This is a genomic window from Vibrio vulnificus CMCP6 (assembly GCF_000039765.1).
Lineage (GTDB): Bacteria > Pseudomonadota > Gammaproteobacteria > Enterobacterales > Vibrionaceae > Vibrio > Vibrio vulnificus_B.
In genome coordinates, this window is sequence record NC_004460.2 from 1,328,299 (window position 1) to 1,350,019 (window position 21,721).

11 protein-coding genes are annotated in these 21,721 nt (G+C 47.9%); 5 read left to right on the forward strand and 6 right to left on the reverse strand.

Annotated elements, in window-relative coordinates; genetic code table 11:
• Positions 1–25 precede the first annotated feature (25 nt).
• Positions 26–1,801: a sensor domain-containing diguanylate cyclase gene (locus VV1_RS20850; protein ID WP_011082117.1), complete on the reverse strand. Its 1,776-nt coding sequence runs from the start codon at positions 1,799–1,801 to the stop codon at positions 26–28.
• A 154-nt stretch (positions 1,802–1,955) separates the two neighbouring features.
• Positions 1,956–3,941, reverse strand: coding sequence for a glycogen debranching protein GlgX (gene glgX, locus VV1_RS20855; protein WP_011082118.1), 1,986 nt, complete (start codon positions 3,939–3,941; stop codon positions 1,956–1,958).
• A gap of 433 nt (positions 3,942–4,374) precedes the next feature.
• On the opposite strand from glgX, the gene VV1_RS20860 reads away from it, so the two are divergent.
• Together VV1_RS20860 and VV1_RS20865 are read left to right on the forward strand one after the other, a co-directional pair.
• A complete protein-coding gene (locus VV1_RS20860) occupies positions 4,375–5,646 on the forward strand; it encodes a carbohydrate porin (protein WP_011082119.1) in 1,272 nt (423 codons plus the stop codon).
• 75 nt (positions 5,647–5,721) lie between these two features.
• The gene (locus VV1_RS20865; protein ID WP_015727361.1) at positions 5,722–6,573 is read left to right on the forward strand and encodes a MalM family protein; all 852 of its coding nucleotides are present in this window, start codon (positions 5,722–5,724) and stop codon (positions 6,571–6,573) included.
• A 115-nt stretch (positions 6,574–6,688) separates the two neighbouring features.
• Here the strand turns inward: VV1_RS20865 and VV1_RS20870 are convergent, their stop codons facing one another.
• The 3 genes from VV1_RS20870 to VV1_RS20880 form a co-directional block, all read right to left on the reverse strand.
• On the reverse strand, positions 6,689–9,469 hold the full coding sequence (locus VV1_RS20870; protein WP_011082121.1) for an amylo-alpha-1,6-glucosidase: 2,781 nt from the start codon (positions 9,467–9,469) through the stop codon (positions 6,689–6,691).
• A 61-nt stretch (positions 9,470–9,530) separates the two neighbouring features.
• Positions 9,531–10,709: a maltose/maltodextrin ABC transporter substrate-binding protein MalE gene (gene malE / locus VV1_RS20875; protein ID WP_011082122.1), complete on the reverse strand. Its 1,179-nt coding sequence runs from the start codon at positions 10,707–10,709 to the stop codon at positions 9,531–9,533.
• 226 nt (positions 10,710–10,935) lie between these two features.
• A complete protein-coding gene (locus VV1_RS20880; protein ID WP_193387266.1) occupies positions 10,936–12,726 on the reverse strand; it encodes an alpha-amylase family protein in 1,791 nt (596 codons plus the stop codon).
• Between the two features lie 223 nt (positions 12,727–12,949).
• Between VV1_RS20880 and VV1_RS20885 the strand changes: the two genes are divergently transcribed.
• Positions 12,950–14,131 carry a tetratricopeptide repeat protein gene (locus VV1_RS20885; protein WP_011082124.1) on the forward strand — a complete coding sequence of 394 codons (1,182 nt, stop codon included), beginning with the start codon at positions 12,950–12,952 and terminating at the stop codon, positions 14,129–14,131.
• A 63-nt stretch (positions 14,132–14,194) separates the two neighbouring features.
• Here VV1_RS20885 and pulA read toward each other — a convergent pair whose 3' ends face one another.
• Entirely contained in the window at positions 14,195–17,806 is a 3,612-nt protein-coding gene (gene pulA, locus VV1_RS20890; protein ID WP_011082125.1) for a pullulanase-type alpha-1,6-glucosidase, read from the reverse strand.
• A gap of 837 nt (positions 17,807–18,643) precedes the next feature.
• Between pulA and VV1_RS20895 the strand changes: the two genes are divergently transcribed.
• Complete coding sequence (locus tag VV1_RS20895; RefSeq protein WP_011082126.1) at positions 18,644–19,090, forward strand: helix-turn-helix domain-containing protein; 447 nt, start codon at positions 18,644–18,646, stop codon at positions 19,088–19,090.
• A 412-nt stretch (positions 19,091–19,502) separates the two neighbouring features.
• Complete coding sequence (speF, locus tag VV1_RS20900; RefSeq protein ID WP_011082127.1) at positions 19,503–21,683, forward strand: ornithine decarboxylase SpeF; 2,181 nt, start codon at positions 19,503–19,505, stop codon at positions 21,681–21,683.
• The last annotated feature ends 38 nt before the right edge of the window (positions 21,684–21,721 follow it).

The following is a 21,721-nucleotide window of genomic DNA, read 5'->3' on the forward strand; positions in this document are numbered from 1 at the left end:
CTAACCGTGTATTGCTATACCTAAGTTAAAAAATCACCACTCTGTTTTTCCCTAAGTTTTTCGCACGTTGCAGAGCACGTTCTGCGTTTTCGATGGTCTCGTGGTAGCTTGGTGCAAGTTGTGTCAAGCCGACGCTAATCGAGTATCCCACGGGCAATCCCGCTTCAAGCAATCGCGTGTTACTGATGGCGTGCTTGAGCTCGTTGAGCTGCGTTTGCGCTTCATGGGGGTCGCTGGATTGAAATAATACGGCAAACTCTTCACTGCCATAACGAGCTAAACACAGCCCATTGGGTTTAGGAAAGGCATCGCGAATCATCTGAGCGGTTTTTCGGATCACCATATCCCCAACAGGATGGCCAAAAGAGTCATTAATGCGTTGGAAGTTGTCGATGTTGATCATCGCTAAATAGAGGTCTTCTTTACCGAGTTCTCGCTGGACAGTATTGGCTAAGCTGGCTTTGTTTTCCAGCTGCGTCATCGGGTCTTGATGGCGTAGCTGCTCATGTAACAGCAGATTGGCTAACGTCGTTTGAGCATAGTTTTGCACTATGTTGATCACCGCTTTTTGTGTTGGAAAGCGTTTTCGCAGGTAGATCACACCATTTAAACGCTCTCCATCAAACAGCGCCATACGATAGTGATTGCCATTGATTTGCAGTTTGACTGCCAGTGGATCGGCGTCGTGCTGGTGGTGAAAACTCAGAGCGTTTGCCGACAATTGTGCAACCAAGTCATCGTTTTGTAGCAAAGGTTTTTTATTGCCGTGATAGTCCAAGGTGGAAAACATCTGGCTGATGGGGTCGTAGAGGCAAAACTGAACCCCGGAGTTGAAGTAAAAACGGTTGAGTAAGATTTTGAGCTGTTGTTTGAAGTCGAGCAACGAGCGGCATTGACCCAATTGCGCTAGCTGATCGCTGAGTCGATAGCTTAAATAATTAATGGCGATCGCAAGGCCAAGTAGCGAGGCGATCACAATCGCCGTAAGGCTAAATTGGTCGCTGCTTGAGAGGATGTCTGCTCGGTCGGTGCCGGAGATAAAGACCCAATCTAGATCGCTGTCCGTATTGAAGACGGCCAACTTAAAGTTGTCGCGGTAGTAATACTCGTATTTCCCAAATGGGTGTCCGGTGGCGATTTGTTGAGCAATGCCGCTGTTAAAGCTGATGGATAAGGTGCCGATTCGATGAGGATCGGGATGGAATACCAGTTTGCCTGTCGATTTCTCCACTACGAACACATAGCCTTTGTCGAGGATCTTAAGCCCTTTGAGGTATTGAGTGGTAAAGAGGAGATCAAACTCAATCCACAACTGCCCATCAATATTCGGATTGATATGGCGAACGGCAAATACCCAGCGATTCTTGTTATTTTGATAGAGAGAGGAAATTTCGAACTTATCGCGCACCGTCTTGAGTGGGTGCCAGTAGAGTTTGTAAGGATTGGTGGCTTGTTGTTTTCCCGACATATCTAGCAAAGTGGGGCTATTTTTGCGCCAAAACAGGATGTTTGAGTAGTTGCTGGAGTGAGAAAGAATGTGCTGCGCAATCGTCTGACTGTCTGCGTTACTCGGGTTAAGGTGGGCGGCCAGTAGCGATTTTTCTAACAGATAAAATTTACTGTAGACCGCCTCGATCTGCGCATGGATAAGACTGCTGGCGGTAATAATATGTGACTGAGATTGCTGGTAGACAGCTTCCTCGGACTGTTTGAACTGATGATAAGCCAGATAAATCATCGTGCAGGTTAATGCAATGAGATAGGGGCGTAAAAGCCGGATAAGCGTTTTCGGTAATTCCATTTTGCCAATGACGTTATTTATAGTGTTATGTGGCTCGCAATATTAGAGAGTTCTGATGTGCACTTCAATGCGTATTGCCTGAAGAAAGCCTAAGTGATGAAAAGACCAGCGTATTGCTGGCCTTTTGATGAGGTTTGGGTGAAAAAGTAAACCGCTAAACGGCCGCTGTTGGCGGTGTGCTTTCTTGCGGATGGTAATGCAGGATCGCCATAGAAACCGGCGAAAGTAACACTTCTCCTTGCGCTAACTCGGGAGAGACATTACGTACATTGGTGTCGCAGATGTAGGTCCACTGCTGCTGATTGTCATCAGGCAGCGTAAAGCGCGCTGGTGCACTGGTTTGGTTAATCAGGTAGACCATTTCATCGCCTTTTTCACCAATGCCAATATGCAGAGAAACCGCACTCAGGCGATTCCAGTCATCGTGCTCCATATGCACGCCGTCAACCCGACGCCAATAGATGCGGTTGAGATTGCGGCTTGGGCCGCTAAAGGCGCGAATAAACGGCACCATATAGCGTTGGCGATTTTCCACCATTTGCGCCAGCCAGTGGCGAAAATCATGCTTACGCTCAGAGTGCTCCCAGTTCAACCAACTGGTTTCATTGTCTTGGCAGTAGGCGTTGTTATTGCCTTTTTGGCTATGAGACAGCACATCGGCGGTGAGAATGTGTGGGATACCAAAAGCAAACAGCAAACTGGCCATAAAATTGCGCTTTTGTTTCTCACGAGTGGCGATGATCATCAGATTTTCCGTTGGCCCTTCGGCCCCGTAGTTTTCTGAGCGATTGTCACCATGGCCGTCACGATTCTGTTCGCCGTTATCTTCGTTGTGTTTGTGTTTGTACGACACCAAATCCTGCATGGTAAAGCCATCATGGTAGGTGATGTAATTGACCGTCAGCTTGTAAGGCCAGTTGGCCGCACTGTAGATATCGCGTGACCCCATCAAACGAGTAGCAAACTCTTTCAGATAGCCTTGATCGCCACGCCAGAAGCTGCGGGTGATGTCACGCAGCTTGTCGTTACACTCGTTCCAACCAAATGGGAAATTGCCCACTTGATAGCCATTGGGCCCAATATCCCAGGGTTCAGCGATCAGTTTGGTTTCTTTTAGGACAGGATCTTGCGCGACGGCTTTGAAAAAGGCCGCATCTCGGCTGTAGTCATCCCCTTGGCGGCCCAAGGTTGCCGCTAAATCAAAGCGGAAACCATCAACTTTGAACTCACTGATCCAATAGCGCAACGTATCCATCACTAAATTTAGCGCTGGCTGATAGGTGAGATCGACGGTATTGCCACAGCCAGTGAAATTGGCGAAATGGGTGCCATGCTTGAAGTAGCAACGAGAATCGAGCCCTTTGAGATTAAAGATGGTTGGGCCTGCTCCCCCTTCCGCCGTGTGGTTGTAGACCACATCTAAAATCACCTGGATGCCGTTACGGTGCAGTTCTCGAATCGCTGTTTTCAATTCCAAAATGGCGTCTTTGTCGGCATAGCGAGGGTCTGGCACCATGAAAAGATACGGGTTGTAACCCCAATAGTTGACTTTACCCATGTCAAGTAAGTGCGGTTCGTGCATACACGCTGCGACGGGCAGCAGTTGCAGCGTATTGATATTTTGCTGACGGTAAAACGCCAACATGGCATCACTGACTAAGCCAAGGTAACGACCTTGTGCCGCAGGTGGCACTTCCGGATTCAGTTTGCTTAAGCCTTTCACATGGGTTTCAAACAACACCATCTCTTCACGAGGAATGCGTGGAGATTCGGTACCCTGCCAATCAAAATCATCTTGATACACCACACATTTTGGCATGGAGAAGCTTTTCTCTGCACTGTAAGGTGTTTGGTAGTGGAGGGGGCCATCAAGGGCTTTAGCATAAGGATCGGAGAGAAGCAGCGGGCCGTTGTCAGTGTCGATAATGAAGCCATACTTTTGTCCATGCTGGACATTTTCTACAAAGGTATAACGGATGCCGGCGTATTCTTCGCAAAGTTCAAAAGTTTTAAATTCGTTGTTGTCATCAAACAGAGCGAGGCGAATAGACGCGCAATCCGGAGAATGGACGGCAAAATTGCAGCCTTTATCGTGTAACGTTGCACCCAAGGGATAGGGGCGAGCGAGCGATGTTGTCATAGTTATTTTTCTTAGTTCAGTTTCCATCTTTCGGAACCACTAGTAAAAAACTTTGTCCTACTGAGGTCAAGCGCCCCCCAGCGATTAATATAAATGTAATAAACTTTCTTTCTATCGTTCATATTTGGCAAAAATATGAATCAGCCCTCATTTTGTAGCCAGCAAATCACTAACAAAGTTACCAACTCCACCCTAAATCAGTGATCTTGCTCTATAAAACATCATGCCATAAAAATTCTCATCCCTTCTCATCCCCCCTGTTTTTTTTCGGGGTGGAGGACGTCATTCTTCTCCGCCTTTCATAGGATAGTCACTGTTGAAACAACTGGGGACCTAGTCCCGTCTTACCTCTCTTCTTGAAAACACAAACTCTACTGCCTGGTGAGTGACTTCATGGAGAGATATATAAGAATAGTCCTTAATGGAGTTAAGAATGAAAAAAGTAAGTTTGATCGCTGCCGCAGTGGCTTCTACTTTAGCAGCGGGTACTGCGTTTGCTGCGGGTACTGATGTGGTAACTGATGGTTGGGAAGTTCACGGTTACATGTCTTCTAACGTACGTGTTGTAGACGGCACGACAACAGACACAGAATTTGGTCGCCCAGATTACAAAACAGCAGGTACTCACGGTAAGAGCACCAACCAAGTTGAATTCGTTGTTAAAAAACACTCTGAGTACGAAAACGGTGTGTGGGCGGACTACGTAGTACGTACCGAATTTGGTAACGGTAACTCTTATGCATACTCTTCAGATGGTGATGAAGCTGTTCGTGATGAAGATGGCTTTGCAGTGAAAGAAGCGTTTGTTGAGCTAGGTGGCATTCTAGGTGAAGACACGTCAATTTGGGGTGGTCAACGTTACCTAAACCGCGCAGCGGGTATTCTATCTGGCGAGTTTTGGAAGCAATCTTCTGGTATCGGTGCGGGTCTACAGACTAAATTGGGTGGTAACACTGCGGGTATCGCTTACGTCATGGCTGACCCAATCGATACTTTTGGTGATAAGCATAAAACAGATCCTCGTACTACTTTGTCGTCAATTGATCTGTACTACTATGGTGTAGATGCAGGTATCGGTAGCCTAGACTTCGACCTGAAAATTGGCCACCAATCTAAACCAGGTAAAGACGATGATGGCTTCGGTGCGTCTGTGACGTTGAATACGAGCTACTACGGCCTAGACGGTTGGACTCAAACGGCGATCGCTTACGGTAAAGGTGTGATGCAAAACCGTGGTGTGAACTTTGGTAGCTGGTCAGGCGGTGATGACAACGCTGAATCTCTATTCCTGACTTCTTACGGTGTTTGGAACATCTCTGATAAAGTTCAGTTGGGTACAGAAGCAACCTACATGACTGCTCTTGACCAACTGTTTGGTGCGAAAGGTTTGACTCGCTACATCGTAGCTGCGCGTCCTTCATACAAACTGAACGAAAACGTGCGCCTAGAAGCAACAGCGTCTTACGGTCACGAAGAAGGTGATAAAGGTTACTGGGGCCGTACAGGTGATGACGTAGAAAGCAACATTCTAAACCTAGAAGTAGCAACTGCGTTTAGTGCAAACTCTGACTACTTTGGTCGTCCACAAATCAAACCTTACATCAGCTACATCAAAGCCGACGATGAAGCTAGTGCTAAAATCATTGGTATCGAAAACGGCAAAGACCAATTTGTCTTCGGTGTTCACACTGAAATTTGGTTCTAAACCGATTAGTATTAAAGGCAGCCAGAAGGCTGCCTTTTTGACTTTGTATCCTACAACCACATAGTGAGAAATATAATGAAAAACAAACACTCTTTGTTAGCTGTCGTTCTGGGTGCCTTGCTTGCCGGTTGTGCCTCGGATGCGCAAGTGCAAACCGAGTTGGCTCCCCCAACGAATGCAGAAGTTTGCTGTACTGAATTCTCTCAATTTCCTTACGCGCAATTAAACGATAAGGAAGACATCAAGTTTGACGTTGATCTGGCATCGCCCGTGGGTACGTTTAGCCAAGGCAATAGCCATTTTGCTGCGTTCCGTTTTAGCGATCGTAGTGGTGATGTGACTGTTACTGTCTCGAGTTTAATGATTGACGACAGCGTTTTTGCGCCAGAAGTTCTGCTGCTCGACAACCAATTTAAAGTCGTGGAAACCTTCAAGCTGGCGGATTTTCAAATTTTGCCTTCGGATGCGTTCACCAGAACGCGTTACATTGAACGTTTCACAACCAATGCAGAACAAACCCCTTACTTTGTGATATACACCCCAGCCGATCAGTTGGGCAAACAGGTCACGGTTGACCATCCTGCGAAAGTGCGTGCCAAAGAGTTTGGTGAAGTGATGCCGATGGTGACCGATCCGGTTTATACCCATCGCTTGGGCGGCCGTGTTGAAGTGCAAGTGGAGACGCTGAAACTGCGTCCATTCCGTGCGATTGACCCTGTGAAACCCGCCGAGGTGGCACCGGCCCCAGTGGTCGAAAAAGCCATTCAAGCGCAGCCAGAATCGCAAAAATTCTATTTATCGGCAATTGAACAAGCGGTTGCAAAGGGAGACATCCCGAAAGCACTGAGCCTACTGGATGAAGCCAAAGCGCTCAACATTCCGGGTGCACAAGAAGCGTTTGTGAAAGCGGTGAACAGTAAAAAATAACGATTTTTGATTCGATAGAAGCTCCATCAAAAACAAAGGCGTTCCATTTGGAACGCCTTTTTACTTTGCAAACTATGAGCTGGAGCTATGATCTGGATCGATGGTCTGGAATGGATTAATCCTCAGCAAGGGCAAGATTGTCCGCCATGCGTTTTTGGCGTAAGTAATCTTGCTGCTGCAAGGCATGATGCTTTCTTTGCCAATCAGGCTGAGCAAAGGAGAGGTTTTCTAACAGTGCGTAGTGGGGTTTATCTACCACGGTAAGCGTTACCTCCTGTGCCAGCGGTTTGAGTTGGCCGTCGCTCACAATAAACGAGCGTGCTTCATTCAGTGGGAAGGTTAAGTGAAGCTGCTTATCTTCCAGTTCAAGCACCAAGGTGAGCTGAATATCGGGCTCCACGCGTTCAGGCTTTACACTGTAAATAAGCGTGTTGCTTTGCCCTGTGTTGTCCTGGCGCGTAACCGTGAACAGCAAAGCGTTGTGTTGACCAAAAGGCAGGCGCGCCTTCACCTTGTGCCAGCGTGCGGGTAACTGTGGATGCAGGAGCATTCGCTTTTCAGCCAATCTTGGCATAAAGCCCAAATAATCTTGCTGAGCATTACGTGCAAACTCAGAAACGGACCACGCTTGTGCGTAGGTTCCTGTCATCACTAGCGCGTTTTCGTCTTGCTGGAAGGCGTCGAGGTTTTCACTCATGGTGCCGCGATGGCCTTGGGTCAAAATTTGCTTCGCGAGATTCTTGCTGAGCTGGTAAGCGAAATCTTGTTGGCCAAATTGACACAATGCGCTCACGGTAAAGCCAGCATTCCAGCCCCAAATGGTGCCGTTGTGGTAGGCGGCGTCCTTATGGTATTCGCTGCGGTTATCGTGATACGGATGAAAATCTTGATGGCTTTGAGCAAGAGAGCAGATCCCCCATGGAAACAACAATTGGTCAACGCAGTTTTTCACTAAATGCTGGCCAATCTCGGCAGCAAGCAAGTTACGTTTCATCGGGATGGTCAATGCCATCAACTGATTGGGGCGCTGGCTGAGATCGGCCTCATCACCATGACGCAGACAATCGGCTAAACAGCGCTCCTCTGGCTGCCAAAACTTCGTAACAAAGCTCTCTTGCGCTTTGGTGGCGAGCTGGTGGCAGTGCTGAGCAAACGCCTCATCACCTTGCCAAAGCGCCAGTTGCTCGGCGATTTGTAGGCTCTCAAACCACAAAGCTTGAATGTCATTGGCTTTCGGGCCGCGAGGTGACCACGGGATCTGCCCGTTAATTTTGGCGTCCATCCAAGTATCCGGATCGCGATGCGACATCAATCCATCTTCATCCAGATAGTGTTTTTCAACGCCTTGGATAAAGCGCTGCACCACAGGGTAGATCTGCTGTGCAAAGGCCATGTCACCACTGTAATGGAGGTATTCCATGATTTCACGAATCATCCAAGGCGTGCCATCGGTGGTGTTGTAGATAATGTTGGTTTTGCTGGTGACTCGGTTAGGGATACGACCATGATTGACATCATCGAGGTTGGATTTTTGCATGGAGGCAAAGTTACTGATGATCGCTTTGGCTTCATCAAACAAGCCGTTAATCAATGACGTGCCGGATAGAGCGATGAAGGTATCGCGCCCCCAACAATCTTTAAACCATGGCAAACCCGCCCAAATGCCTACACCAAATTCGTGGCTGACGAACGTTCGACTGGCCAATCTCGCCCACATCACAGCGCGGTTGTATTCTTGGTCATCGCAGTAGAAATCGTTGTCCGTGAGAAAGTGGTAGAGCTGATGCTGATGTTGTAAGTCTGCATGCTGGTAAGCGGCATTTTGCGCCTGCTGTATTGCGGTTTCTTTATCGTGTTCAAAGCAGAGGTAAAGGGTCAATAACGTGCTCGGCTGACTGGTGGTGAGACGCAGCTTGCAGTTCCCACCATCAAGATGAACGGCATAATCCAATGCAGGGCATTGCTCAAACGTCACCTCTTGCGCTTCTACAGCTTGGTTGGCACTCAGAGCAAGGAATCTTGGCGCGCCTTCGGGCACTCGCTCGGGGTTGATCTCAACCAACACGCATTGGCCATAGGTTTTTATTTGGCAATCGTTGAGGGCAATGTTGAGCTCAGGCACGATGGCTAAAGTGGTGGGTTCAACGCTTTGCACACTTAATGCCACTCGCCGTTGCCCTGAATGAACGCTCAAACGATCGCGACTGTGGCAAGCGTAGTGATGTTCAATGCCATAAGGCAGTAAGCGAGCACAGCAAGCTTCTGGCTTGTTGAGGAGCTGGCCGTCGACAAAGGCCGCAAAACCGCCGAGATACCAACCTTGATGATGTCGATAACGGCCCGCGCCAACAAAGCAGTGCGTTTGGCCTTCATAGTAGCCGTCGACATTATCGCCAAATACAAATGGGAAACGGCGGCTCTCTTCAATGGCCAATGTGTCAAACAGAGTGTCGATAGCGAGAGCATGTTCGCGATGGGGGGCGTTTGGTGTGGGGCCACAGATAGGGATCAACTGGCTATGCAGTTGCGCTCGTTCAACCTCAACTTCCGCATTGTTTGCCCCATTGGTGATCGTCAAGCTGGGCTGCGGTTGTGAACAGTCGAGGGTTAAGGTGAATCGTTCAGTTTTTTGCGGAATGTAAACAAGATCATTGCCGATGCCTTGAGTGGCGATCAACGGGTGTGCGATCGCTTCAGTCAGTTCAATCGCTTGGGTTGGGTGCGCGGAAAAGGTCCATTGCGCCGTGCCATCCCTATCGGCAATTTTAAACTGATGGCGATCAGCAGAAAGGACAACGCAAGCTTGAAGTTGCTGCGGTGAAACGGGCACAAACGGGGTATCTAATCCCCAACCATTGAAAGTCCCTTTAAGATACAGGGTGGGAAGCGTGTGCATGGTTTAGGTTCCTAAAACGAAAAAAGGCACAGCGAACTGTGCCAAGGATACGATGAAATCTTTATTTGGTGATTTGCTTCGCGGCCGTGTCGAGGGCGTCTTTTACGCTCTGCTTACCTTGCATTGCGTTGTCAATGGCTGCGCCTTCGGCAAACCAGTAAGCCGTCATCTGTGGAATGTTTGGCATGATTTCGCCATTCTCAGCATTAATCATAGTGGATTTAATACGCTCATCACTTTCTAAGATGGTTTGGAACGATTTCAATGTCACAGCGCCAAGTGGTTTGTCGTTGTTCATGATTTTTAGCGCCTCATCTTGGAATAGATAGTTTTCCAAAAACTCGACCGCCAAATCGGTATTTGGGCTGGCGGCGTTAATGCCTGCACTGAGAATGCCTACGAACGGGTTGCCTTTGCCACCGTTAAGCGTGGGCAGAACGGCAACACCGTAATTGACGTTGAGTTTATCTAAGTTCCCCCAAGACCAAGGGCCGTTGATGGTCATCGCCGCTTCGCCTTTGGTGAAAGCCGCTTCCGCAACGGAGTAATCCATATCAGGGTTGAGGATGCCTTGGTTGACCATATCCACCAGGTATTGAAGGCCATGAATGCCTGCTTGGTTGTTTACCCCTGTACTCTTGGCATTGTATCCGCCGTCGATTTTTTCAAAGGCAAACGCGCCACCAGAGGAGATGACAGGCCAAGTGAAGTAGGCATTTTTGATGTCCCACATGATCGCTTGCTTACCTTGTTTTTGCATCTGCTTTTGGATCTGTGGCAGCTCTTCCCAGGTTTTAGGTGGCTCTGGCAGTAAGTCTTTGTTGTAGATAAGAGAAGGGGCTTCAATGGCCAATGGGTAACCGACAATTTTGCCGTTAACCGTAACGGCATCCCAGCTGAAATCGACCAGTTTTTCTTTGAACTCTTTGCTGGGTTTCACTTCGTAAAGCAAACCCGCTTCGGCATAACCACCAAAACGATCATGGGCCCAGAAAATGATGTCTGGACCACCGCCCGTGGCGGCATGTTGTTGGAATTTGGCTTCCAGTGATTCAGGATGCTGGACGATCACTTTCACGCCCGTATCTTGTTCAAATTGACGACCAATTTCGGCTAAGCCTTGGTAGCTCTTGTCACCGTTGATCCAGATGGTGATTTCCCCTTCTTGCATCGCCATGACTGGCGCCGTCATTAAGGTGGCAAGCGTACAAACAGAAAGTGTTTTGATAATCGGTTTCATTGTTATTGTCTCGCGTAATATGTTCTAAGTGGAATATTACTCCTGACAGAACCCGCAGAGAAATAGTTAACACAAACAGTGATATAGAAAGTTTTTATATCAGTGCGGAGTAAAGCGGTCACAAGGTGCAGAAAGAAAGGAAGAGGCTTGTCCCCAGAGTGCCAAACTGTGAACAAGCCCAAGAACTGTTTTTATGGGTGTTTTCTAATGGCTGTTTTTTCCACTGTTATAGCTCAAGTACCCATGCGCTGGTGGCAAAAGGCGGCAGGGTGAGCCAAGCTCGACCTTGACCGTGATTGACGTTCAGTTGCAGGGTATCACTGGCATGATGACTGGATTGGTCACTAAGTTTATCCACTAAAGTATATTGCCCGTCTGCCAGCCCAAGTTGCGCGATCAACGCCTCAGGCAGCACCACTTGGCAGACATTCTCATGGTGGGCCGAGAAATTGCTGCCTGCCAGCACCAATTGTTGTTGGTCGTAGCGAGCAAAAAGATGGCAGAAGTGGCTCAATGCTTGTTGGTTGGTGGGGTACAAATCGTAATACTCACCGCTCATTGCCGAGTGGGTTAAGGTGAAGTTGAGTAAACGTGCATAGAACGCCCGCAGTGCGCGTTGTTTTTCACTCAGTTGGCCGCCATCAAACTGGCCTTCATTCATCCATTTTTGATGTTCGGGCACGCCCACATAATCAAAAATCGACGTGCGGCTGGGCAGGCCAAAACCGCCCAACTCCGCTCCTGCTTCGCCCACTTCCTGACCAAAATAAATCATGGTGGGTGAGCTACTGAGTAAAGCCGAGACCAACATTGCAGGGCGACCAAACTCCGCATCCCCAGCAAACTGAGGTGAGGCGAGGCGCTGCTCGTCATGATTATCGAGGAAATGCAGCATGTGGTGCTCAATGTCCATCATTTGCGCTTGGATCTCACCGATGATGGCGGTGGAAGCGCGGTTTTGCATCACCGCTTTGAGTCCGTCGTACAAATCCACTTTGTCGTACAGATAATCCATTTTGCCCAAGTGGATGTAATCGCGGTATAGATGGGGCTGATACACTTCGGCCATCAAAAACGCATCAGGATTGTGCATTTTGATGTGTGAGTTGAGATAGCTCCAAAACTCGACAGGGACCATCTCGGCCATGTCGTAACGGAAACCATCGACGCCGAATTCGAGCCAATACAGAGCGATGTCGCGAAATTTCTTCCACGAGTCAGGTACGTCTTGCTGCTGCCAAAAGGCAAAATGCTCTGCTGCGGTTTTCTGTGCGAAATCCGCTGGCAATTCGGCAAAGTCCTTGCTGCCATCGGGTCGCACGCCGTAATTGACTTTGACCGTTTCATACCAATCATCAAACTGAGGTTTGGCTAAGCGCGAGCCGTTGCCCGTCCATTTGGCAGGGAATTCTTCGTAAGGCCACTGCAATTGTGGGTGCGCCTCACCGCCAAGTGGGGTAAAGGGCGCTGGAAAGTCAGGCAGTTGAAAGGCTTGCCCTGGAATATAGTAAAAGTTGTTGTCTCGGTGATATTCGATGGAGGTGTCGTCGTCAGCACCAAAGTCGCGCACCCCTTCAGGGTTATTTAATCCGTGATACTTGCGCGCGACGTGATTGGGTACGATATCGATGATCACTTTCATGCCGTGGCGATGGGTACGCTCAATTAACGCGGCAAACTCTGACAATCGTTCTGCGGGATTGTCGGCCAAATCGGGATTTACCGAGTAGTAATCTTTGACGGCATAGGGCGAGCCGGCACGCCCTTTCACGACGGCAGGATGATCGTGTCCAATGCCATATTGTTGATAATCCGCCACCAACGCATGGTGTGGTACGCCCGTGTACCAAATGTGGCTAATACCAAGTTGACGAATTTCTTTGAGTGCGAGGTCAGTAAAATCACTGAACTTGCCAGCGCCATTTTCCTCTTTGCTTCCCCAAGGTCGGCTGTGCTGAACTTTGTTGCCAAATAAACGAGTAAAGACTTGGTAAACGGTGAATTTTTGTTTTTTCATTTCACATTTATCCCATGTTTGTAGGGTCATTATTATTGGGGCAACTTAACGGATATGTGACGGCTTGAACTCATCCTTGCTGGGGGCGTAGAGCGGATTCTCTGAGGCAATGTGTATACTTAAGTAACCTTAGCTCAAGAATTTAACAAATATGCCGTTAAACTTAGAAAGAAGCGTGTTTTAATTAGGCTCAGAGTGAGCTGATCAATAAAGAAATGACATTATGAGTATGATGGCCGTCGCCATTGGCGCTACGGGGCTGTCTTTGCTGCTGGTGTTTGTTTGGATGTTCTCCTTATCGTTAAGGAAGCAACGACTCGAACAAGAGCGAAAAGCAAGGGAAATTGCCAACCGCAAAGCAATCGAAAAAGCGCGAGAGCAAGAAAGACAAGAACGACTTTTCAAGGCCGAAGGCGGTCACATTCCGACGATCCTGTTTTTAGCCAAAGAAGCGGAGCGAACCAATTTAAAAGAAGCGCTCTATTGGTATAACAAAGGGGCACGTTTAGACAATGTGAACTCGATGTATGGCATTGTACGCATGAGTGACCGCATGCGTGAAGACTTGATCCTCAAAGAACAAGCGAACTTCTGGCGTTTGGCCATTGCAGGGCTGGAAGGCAGTCTGGATGCGAAATTTGAAGCGGGCAAAGCTCTTGTTCATGGTCGTGGCATTGAAAAAAACTTACCCAAAGGCTATCGCTTAATTGAAGAAGCGGCGGTTCAAGGTAACTTGGATGCGATGCTGTTTATGGGAGAGTGGAGCCAATCGGGTGAGAATCCCGAGCGCTCCAACGATAATGCCTACCAGTGGTATCACAAAGCGGCAAGCAAAGGCAGTGTTGATGGGCAAATTCACCTTGGCCTCAGTTATTTGGCGGGGGTTGGAACCAAGACGGATCATGCCAAAGGTACCTATTGGCTTGAACGCGCAGCCGAAAGAGGCAGCGCCGAAGCGATGTTCCATGCGGGCGAAGCTTGGCGTGATTATGGCAAAACCGGCAACGCGTTGGCTTACGTGTGGCTGTTCTTGGCGTCTCATTTTGGTTATGAGAAAGCGCGCGCAATGCGTGATCAAGTGGCGACGAAAATTGGGGTCGATATTGTTGTTGGTTTGCAAGCGGTGGCAAAACCTTTGTTGAAAAAGCTTGAAGCGGGCAAAGTGGGTAAGCACGCCATCATTAAAGCGCTCAATAAAGTGTATAAGCGCCCGAGCTATTTCCCTCCGCTTGAGGCCAATTTGGATCGCAGTGATGAGCCATTGGTGTTTGAAGAGTTAGATGAGGGGTTACTGGCTGACACCATTAACCAAGAGCCGCAGCCACCAAGTGCCGGTGCCGATTCTTCTGCTAGCAGCGAGCTCGATTTCACTCAAGACCTGTTTTCCTCCCAACACAAATCCTAAACAAACGCCCGCGAGATGCGGGCGTTGTCTTTTCTTACTGGTTGTTTTTCTACTAATAGAAACTTAACGCAGCTTCTCAAAGACCGCGACAGACCAAGCTGGAACCGTGAGTTTGCCATTCACGACTTGAGCCGCCTTATCTTGGTTCTTCGCCAGAGAATCATTGCCCGCATTGGTTTGCACTGCATGGAGCGTGTAGCCCGTAGCATCAAACTTGGCAAAGTCACTGACCATGGTTGGCGACGCGTTCACCACAATCACCACGCCATCACGTGTTGCATCAATGGTGGCATCGTGGTTATCACCGCTGTTATCGATGCTCATCACGATGAGGCCAGGCGTTTGCTCTGCACCTGTGTTGTGGAACGCAACGCGTTTGATGATTTCGCTGCCTTTACCTAGGGTAAACAGGCCAGAAGAAGCACGTAGCGCGGCCAGTTCGTTAAAGAACTTGTCCATGTTATCGATGTCTGTGGCACTTGGCATAGCGCGATCGCTTGAGCCAGTGATCACGGCATCGATGATCGCCCAGTTACTGCCGTCTTTGTCTTCGCGTGGCAGGCCAACATTCCAGTTGTTGTCTTGCTTAGTGAAGTCAACGCGGTTGTACCAATCACCTGAGTCATACGAGTCGCGCTGCATCGATTTAGAACGCAGCAGCTCACTACCCATATGGATAAATGGCACGCCTTGGCCTAGCATCGCGGTAGACAAACCAACCGCTTGCATACGTGTGCGCTCTGCGGCCGTGGTCGCATAGGCAATCTTGTACTGGTTGTTGTCCCACAGGGTTTGGTTGTCATGTTTGGAGACGTAGTTCTGGATTTCCCACGCATCTTGCGCGTAACCTGCGGGTTGGCCGTTGTAATCCAACTCGGCACCAGTGATCGCTTTGCCTTTGCTATCGGTGAATGGGAAGGCTTTTAAGTTGCCCGCCATGCCCAAACGAGTCAGATCGGCAAGGTGTAGCGCGGTTGTCTTCAGCGCGGCATTTTGCTCGTTCTTCTCATTCACTTGAACGTAGATGCCGTTACCAAAGCCTTGATTTGAGCGAAGCGAATCTTGGCTGTCGAATGGGCCACCGCCGCGCACCGCATCACGAAGACGATCCGAGAACGAACCAATGCCCGTACCCGCAAGGTTCAACTGAGTGGCTTGTTTGAACATGCGATCGCTACCCACTTCACCGAAGTTCCAACCTTCACCGTAGAAGTAGACATTTGGATCGACGGCTTTGGCCGCGGCCAAGGTTTGCTGCATTTGCGCCAGTGGGTGATGGCCCATCAAATCCCAGCGGAACGCATCGATCTTGTACTCTTTCACCCAAGTGCTAATGGAATCGTCAATCAGCTTGGCAAACATCTGGTTTTCCGGCGCCGTGTTAGAACAACAGGTTGATTGCTCCACCGCACCCGAGAACTCGTTCAGGCGTTGGTAGTACCAAGGCACAATGCGATCCAAGACCGATTTGGACGACACCCCTGATTCGTTGGTGTGGTTGTAGACCACATCCATTACCACGTTCATGCCGATCTCTTTTTTCACCGACATCACCATTTCACGGAACTCTTTGATTCTTACCATGCCTTCAGCATCCGATGAATAAGAACCTTCTGGCACCGTGTAGTGGAATGGATCGTAACCCCAGTTAAATGAGTCGAGGTTGCGCACATGGCTGTTTAAACGTTGCACCACCGCGCTCTCTTTGCTGTCTTTTTTCGCCAGTGTTTCAAACACTGTGCTCAGCGTTTCATTGCTGTCGCAGTAGTTGCCGAAATCGGCATCGTTTTTCACGCTTGCATCCAGTTCACACAACTTAGCAAAGGGCTGATTAATGTTCGCCACTTTGGTTGGATCTTCATTGATGGTTGCAATATCGAAGGTTGGCAGCAGGTGTAAGTGCGTGACGCCCGATTGAGCCAATTTTTTGAGATGCTCGACAGGCGCTGTGCCTGCTTGAGTAAACGCTTTGTACTTACCGCGATTGGCTTCGGCCGTTGAGTCATCCAGTGCTGAGAAGTCACGAATGTGCGCTTCATACAAGACAAACTCGGCTGGGTTTGCTTGGTTGTGTGGTGCAGCAAGGGCATCCCATCCAGACGGCTTCAGCTCCGCGTTGGTCAAATCCACCACTTGGCTGTATTCCGAGTTCATCGAGAGGCTCAAGGAATAGGGGTCGGTCACTTGGTACGTTTCGACCTTGTCTGTGGCCGGGTGGTAAACCGTGACTTCGTAGCGGTAGAAATCACCGTGTTTGAGAGCGGTGTTTGCTGCTACCCATGCGCCGCTGGTGGCATCAAATGTCATTGCGATGGCGGTTTGCGCTTGCTTTTCAGCATTGTACGGGATCAGCTTGACGTTCTGCGCTGTTGGTGCCCAAAGGCGGAATGTAGTGGTGCTGTCTGGGTTGATCACCGCACCATAACTGAGCTTGGTCGCGGCCGCGGCGTAGAGTGCATCCAACGCGCTGGCAGGTTGTACTTCGGTTGCTTTAATGACGCCTGTTGCATCGCTGGCCACCAAGATTAATTGACCTTTCAGCAGATCTTTCAGCGCGTTACCTTCGCCGCTAAAGTCCATTTCAAAACCGATAAAATCGTTGCTCAGATGTGGCTTGGTTTTGTTCCAATCGCTGCTCGCCGCTTTGCTTGAACTGATTTGTTTGGTTGCACCCGTGACTTTTTTGCTGGCGCTATCGAAGGCCAGTTCACCGTTTTCTGAGTAGTAGAGTGTGACGCTGGTGGCGTCTTTGGCGTTGACTAGAATCACGCTGTCATCGGCAAAAATCGCGCTCGCGCCTGCCAGTTCAACTTGTGCCACAGGCTTTTGTGCCAATGCGGTGTAGTACACCTTGTTGGTGCCTTTAAATACAAATGCGACATTGCCAATCGCGGTGGTTTTATCAAACTCGAACTTAAGGTTTTCAGTTTGGTAATCGCCGTTGGATTTGTTGTTTGGAATGATGTTGATGCAACCCTCTGCGCCTTTCACTGGCAGATCCCAATAGGGTCCGTACACATCACTAAAGCCGGTGGGTTCCATACCTGGCCATGAAGTGTCGTTGCCATCAAAAGCGCCACAGGTGTCGTTGTTCCAAACGTGTAAGGTGAAGTGGCCTTCATCGCCATCTGGCGTGTTCATGTAAACGCGTGCCGTGTTGGCAGGAATGTCAGAGGTTGAGATCAGCTCAGGGTAAACAGCGGCCACACCTTGTTGGGTGTAGACGGCGTTATTTTTGCCTGTTTGGGTCAGATCGAGTTTGGCATCAAAATCGCCAAGGGGTTTCGCCCCATCTACACGAGGAATAAAGTTGATGCACTGGGTCGCTTCGCTGCGCACTTGCAGATCCCAGTAGGCACCAAACTTATCGTCCACGCCAGTGGGTTTAATACCCGTGCCCCAATCATCATGGCCTTCGTCGGTTTCGGCGTAGCCACCACAGGTGTCGTTGTTCCAAACGTATAAGCTCGCTTGGTCGTAAGCGCTGCTGTCAGCTGCTGCTCGAGTTGCAGTTTCGCTCGCTTTGAAATAGACACGAGCCACTTTGCCAGTGTCTGGTTGTGGGTTCGCCGTCTCGCCATCGTTAGAAGAGTTACAGCCAATGAGTAAAGAGGTTGCCATAAGCGGCATGATGGCTTTCGCCACCACTGAGAGTTTGAGAGGTTGTTTGTTCACGTTCTATATCCATATGCGTAATTATAAAAAAGCCCAGATATGCTATGAATTTCGTTTGCCAGCAAAATGTGAGAAAACTCAGCAAAGATTTTTGTTATTGATAAATAACGCAATGCAGGTATGGGGATCACGAATGGTAGAAGGAGAAGGCGTGAAATGATGCACAAATTTAGGGCGTAGAAAGGGGGAGGATGAGGTGATTTTGTGAGCGATGCACGGAGAAAGACGTGCCGGAAGCTAAGTCACCCTCTCCGCTCAATGCGGAGCAGTTCACGATTTTTATCCGAGTTGTTTTTTATTGAAAATTAAGATCGATGTAATCACCAAAAAGCGCTTACAGTCTGTTATTGAGGAAATGCGCCGCATGGGGGCAGATTGGATGCGGCTGAATGGTTCATGATGGTTGCATGGGAGCGATACAGATGGCTATGGTTAATGCTGGCAGACAATAGCACGCCATTTTTTGACGAGTTTGCTGGTTATTTATTCGCATCGTCAACAGCATTGGTTACGAGTGATTGATGATGGTGAAAACTATGTAAAAAGGGGGGGATTCCCTCTTTATAAAATGCAATGTTTAATGCTCAATAAGTGGAAGTATTTAACCATTCTATGGTTTTTCTTTATTTGTATAAGTGAAAATATTTAATCATGTTTAATGTAAATAATGATTGTATTAAATTGTGCTTGTTGATTTTAAAATCAATTAGTAGCATGATAATAAAAACAAATAGAACATACTGTTCGAATAAATACAATTGGAAGTGACTTTTATTGCATGTTTCAACAATGAACAGAGTACAACGTACTCGGTTTATTATTATTAGAGATTTGTGTATGTTGAGAATTATAAGTGCAGATAAGTTCATCTCTTCTCGGTTTATCTTGGAGTACAGCAAAGTGGAATTTGCCTCTTTGTTGGGAGTCTCTGTTGCCAAAATAACCAATATAGAGAGTGGAAAATCTTCAATTCCCCCTGTTTACGACTACGCCATCAATTATCTACTCAGTGAACATCCTTTTAAGGAGAGTGCCATGGAAGCGTTATGCTCCCATGAAACACTGAATTTTGCTCGCCGTATAGACACCAATAACAAGGTTCAAAGGTTGTCTTGTAAGCGTTGCGATAGCCGTCGGTTGCACGTTATGGCAGGCATGAGTGGGTTGTACTTTGTTGAATGTATGGACTGCAAGCATACGATGTACTCATCGGGCATAGCAGTGAAACGGTATCTACAGTGGTCGAACAATGGCGTTAAGCTGGATAGTCATCTATTTAACTGATTTTGTTTCTTTTCCCTACAATAAATGAAAAGCCATTAGCAGAAATGTTGATGGCTTTTTTGTTTGTGGTTTATAAAATGTTAAATGATATATTTTTATTTATCGCTAATAAATCAAATACAAACAATATAGAGTGATGAAAATCGCAAAATTTTATTTTCTTTTAATTCTATTTCTATTTGTCACTGGTTTAGTCACAGAATTTCTTATCTGAATTCAAATTTAGTCTCAATCCAATATCATTGGCTTATCGAAAGGAAAGTGATAAAGATCGCGAAATTTTATTTCGATTAAATAAGGTTTTTAATTATGAACGAATAATCACGAAATTTGTTTTTTAAATTTCAAATCTAAATTCCATTTGTAATATCTGTGCTTGTCGTTTTTAAAGAACAAATAAGAGATATTTAAAATGAAGCGTTTAGTTATTGGTGTTAGTAATTACATGCCAGAAGATTTCAGTTTATTAGCTGAATCTTTAGATGAACAATTTAATCGTCATCTTCATCCTTTAGAGCAAGTCGAATTAACCGATGTTGGTGCTGCCATTATTACGTCGGCAGATATTAAGGCTGGTCTACACAAAGTGATTTCTGAAACGGGTTATGGCATTCCGGTTTTCTTGGTCACAGATGAAAACCCAGTGTCAGCCGAAGATTACGTATGGTTAACCGGCGTTATCGATTTAGAAAGACAATCCATCGAATACTACTGTCGCCAAATCAATGAAGCGGTAACCAAATACGAATGCCGCCTATTGCCGCCTTTCTTCAAACAACTGACGCACTACGTGGAAATGGGCAACTCTGCATTCGACTGTCCAGGACACCAAGGCGGTCAGTTCTTCAAAAAACACCCAGCAGGTAAACAGTTCTACGATTTCTTCGGTGAAAACCTATTCCGTAGTGACTTGTGTAACGCGGACGTAGATTTAGGTGACTTGTTAATCCACGAAGGCTCTGCCCACCAAGCTCAAGCGCACGCAGCAAAAGTGTTCAACTCAGACAAAACTTACTTCGTACTCAACGGCACTTCGGCTTCAAACAAAGTGGTGTGTAACGCGTTAGTGACCGAGGGGGACTTGGTGATGTTTGACCGTAACAACCACAAATCAAACCACCACGGCGCATTAATCCAAGCGGGCGGTATGCCAGTTTACCTAGAAACGGCGCGTAACCCTTGGGGCTTTATTGGTGGTATGGATGAGCACTGTTTTGATGAAGAATACATCCGTGCCCAAATCGCCAAAGTATCACCCGAACGTGCGCGTGATGAACGTCCATTCCGTCTTGCGATCATCCAATTGGGCACTTACGACGGTACCATCTACAACGCACGCTACGTGATGGATAAGATTGGTCATCTGTGTGACTACATCCTATTTGACTCAGCATGGGTGGGTTACGAGCAGTTCATTCCGATGATGAAAGACTGTTCTCCATTGCTACTGGATCTGAAACCAGAAGATGCGGGTGTGATCGTGACTCAGTCTGTTCACAAGCAACAAGCTGGCTTTTCTCAAACCTCGCAAATCCACAAAAAAGACCACCACATCAAAGGTCAGGCTCGCTACTGCAACCACAAACGCTTCAACAACGCGTTTATGATGCACGCGTCAACTTCACCATTCTATGCGCTGTTCTCCGCATTGGATGTGAACGCCAAGATCCACGATGGTGAAGCGGGTCTGCGTCTATGGCGTGATGCGGTTAAGACAGGTATCGAAGCGCGTAAAGAAATCCTTAAGAGTTGTGAATTGATTCGTCCGTTCATTCCAGACCAAGTCGAAGGTCAACCTTGGGGCAGCTACGACACTGACGTGATCGCAACGAATAAGAAATTCTTCATGTTTGAGCCAAACGCAAGCTGGCACAAATTTGAAGGTTACGGTGAAGGTCAATACTTCGTTGACCCATGTAAATTGTTGCTAACTACTGCGGGTATTGCAGAAGACGGCAGCTACGCAGACTTTGGTATTCCTGCCACGCTATTGGCGAACTTCCTACGTGAGAACGGCATCATCCCTGAGAAGTGTGACTTGAACTCTATCTTGTTCCTTCTCACTCCAGCAGAGGACATGGGTAAGATCCGTCATCTTGTGGCGCAAATTAACCGCTTCGAAAAATTCATTCGTGATGATGCGCCGCTAAACATCGTGCTGCCTCGCGTTTACGAAGCGAATAAAGAGCGCTACCGCGGCTACACCATCCGTCAGCTATGTCAGGAAATGCATGACATGTACAAAGAGCTGAACGTGAAACAGCTACAAAAAGCGATGTTCCGTAGCGAATACTTCCCAACTATGGTGCACAAACCAGATGTGGCGACACGCAAATACTTCCGTGGCGAGTGTGATTACTTGCCTCTGAAAGAAGCGGTAGGTCGTGTCGCAGCAGAAGGTGCGCTTCCTTACCCTCCAGGCATTATCTGTGTGATCACAGGCGAAATCTGGACTCAACAAGTGGTCGATTACTTCTTATCTCTAGAAGAAGGCATCAACCGATTCCCAGGCTTCGCACCCGAGATTCAAGGTGTGTACCTAGAAGACGTCAATGGCCGCACCACCGCCCATTGCTACGCCCTTAAAGATTAATCTACCCCGTTCGCATCGTGACTTGGTTGTCGCGGTGC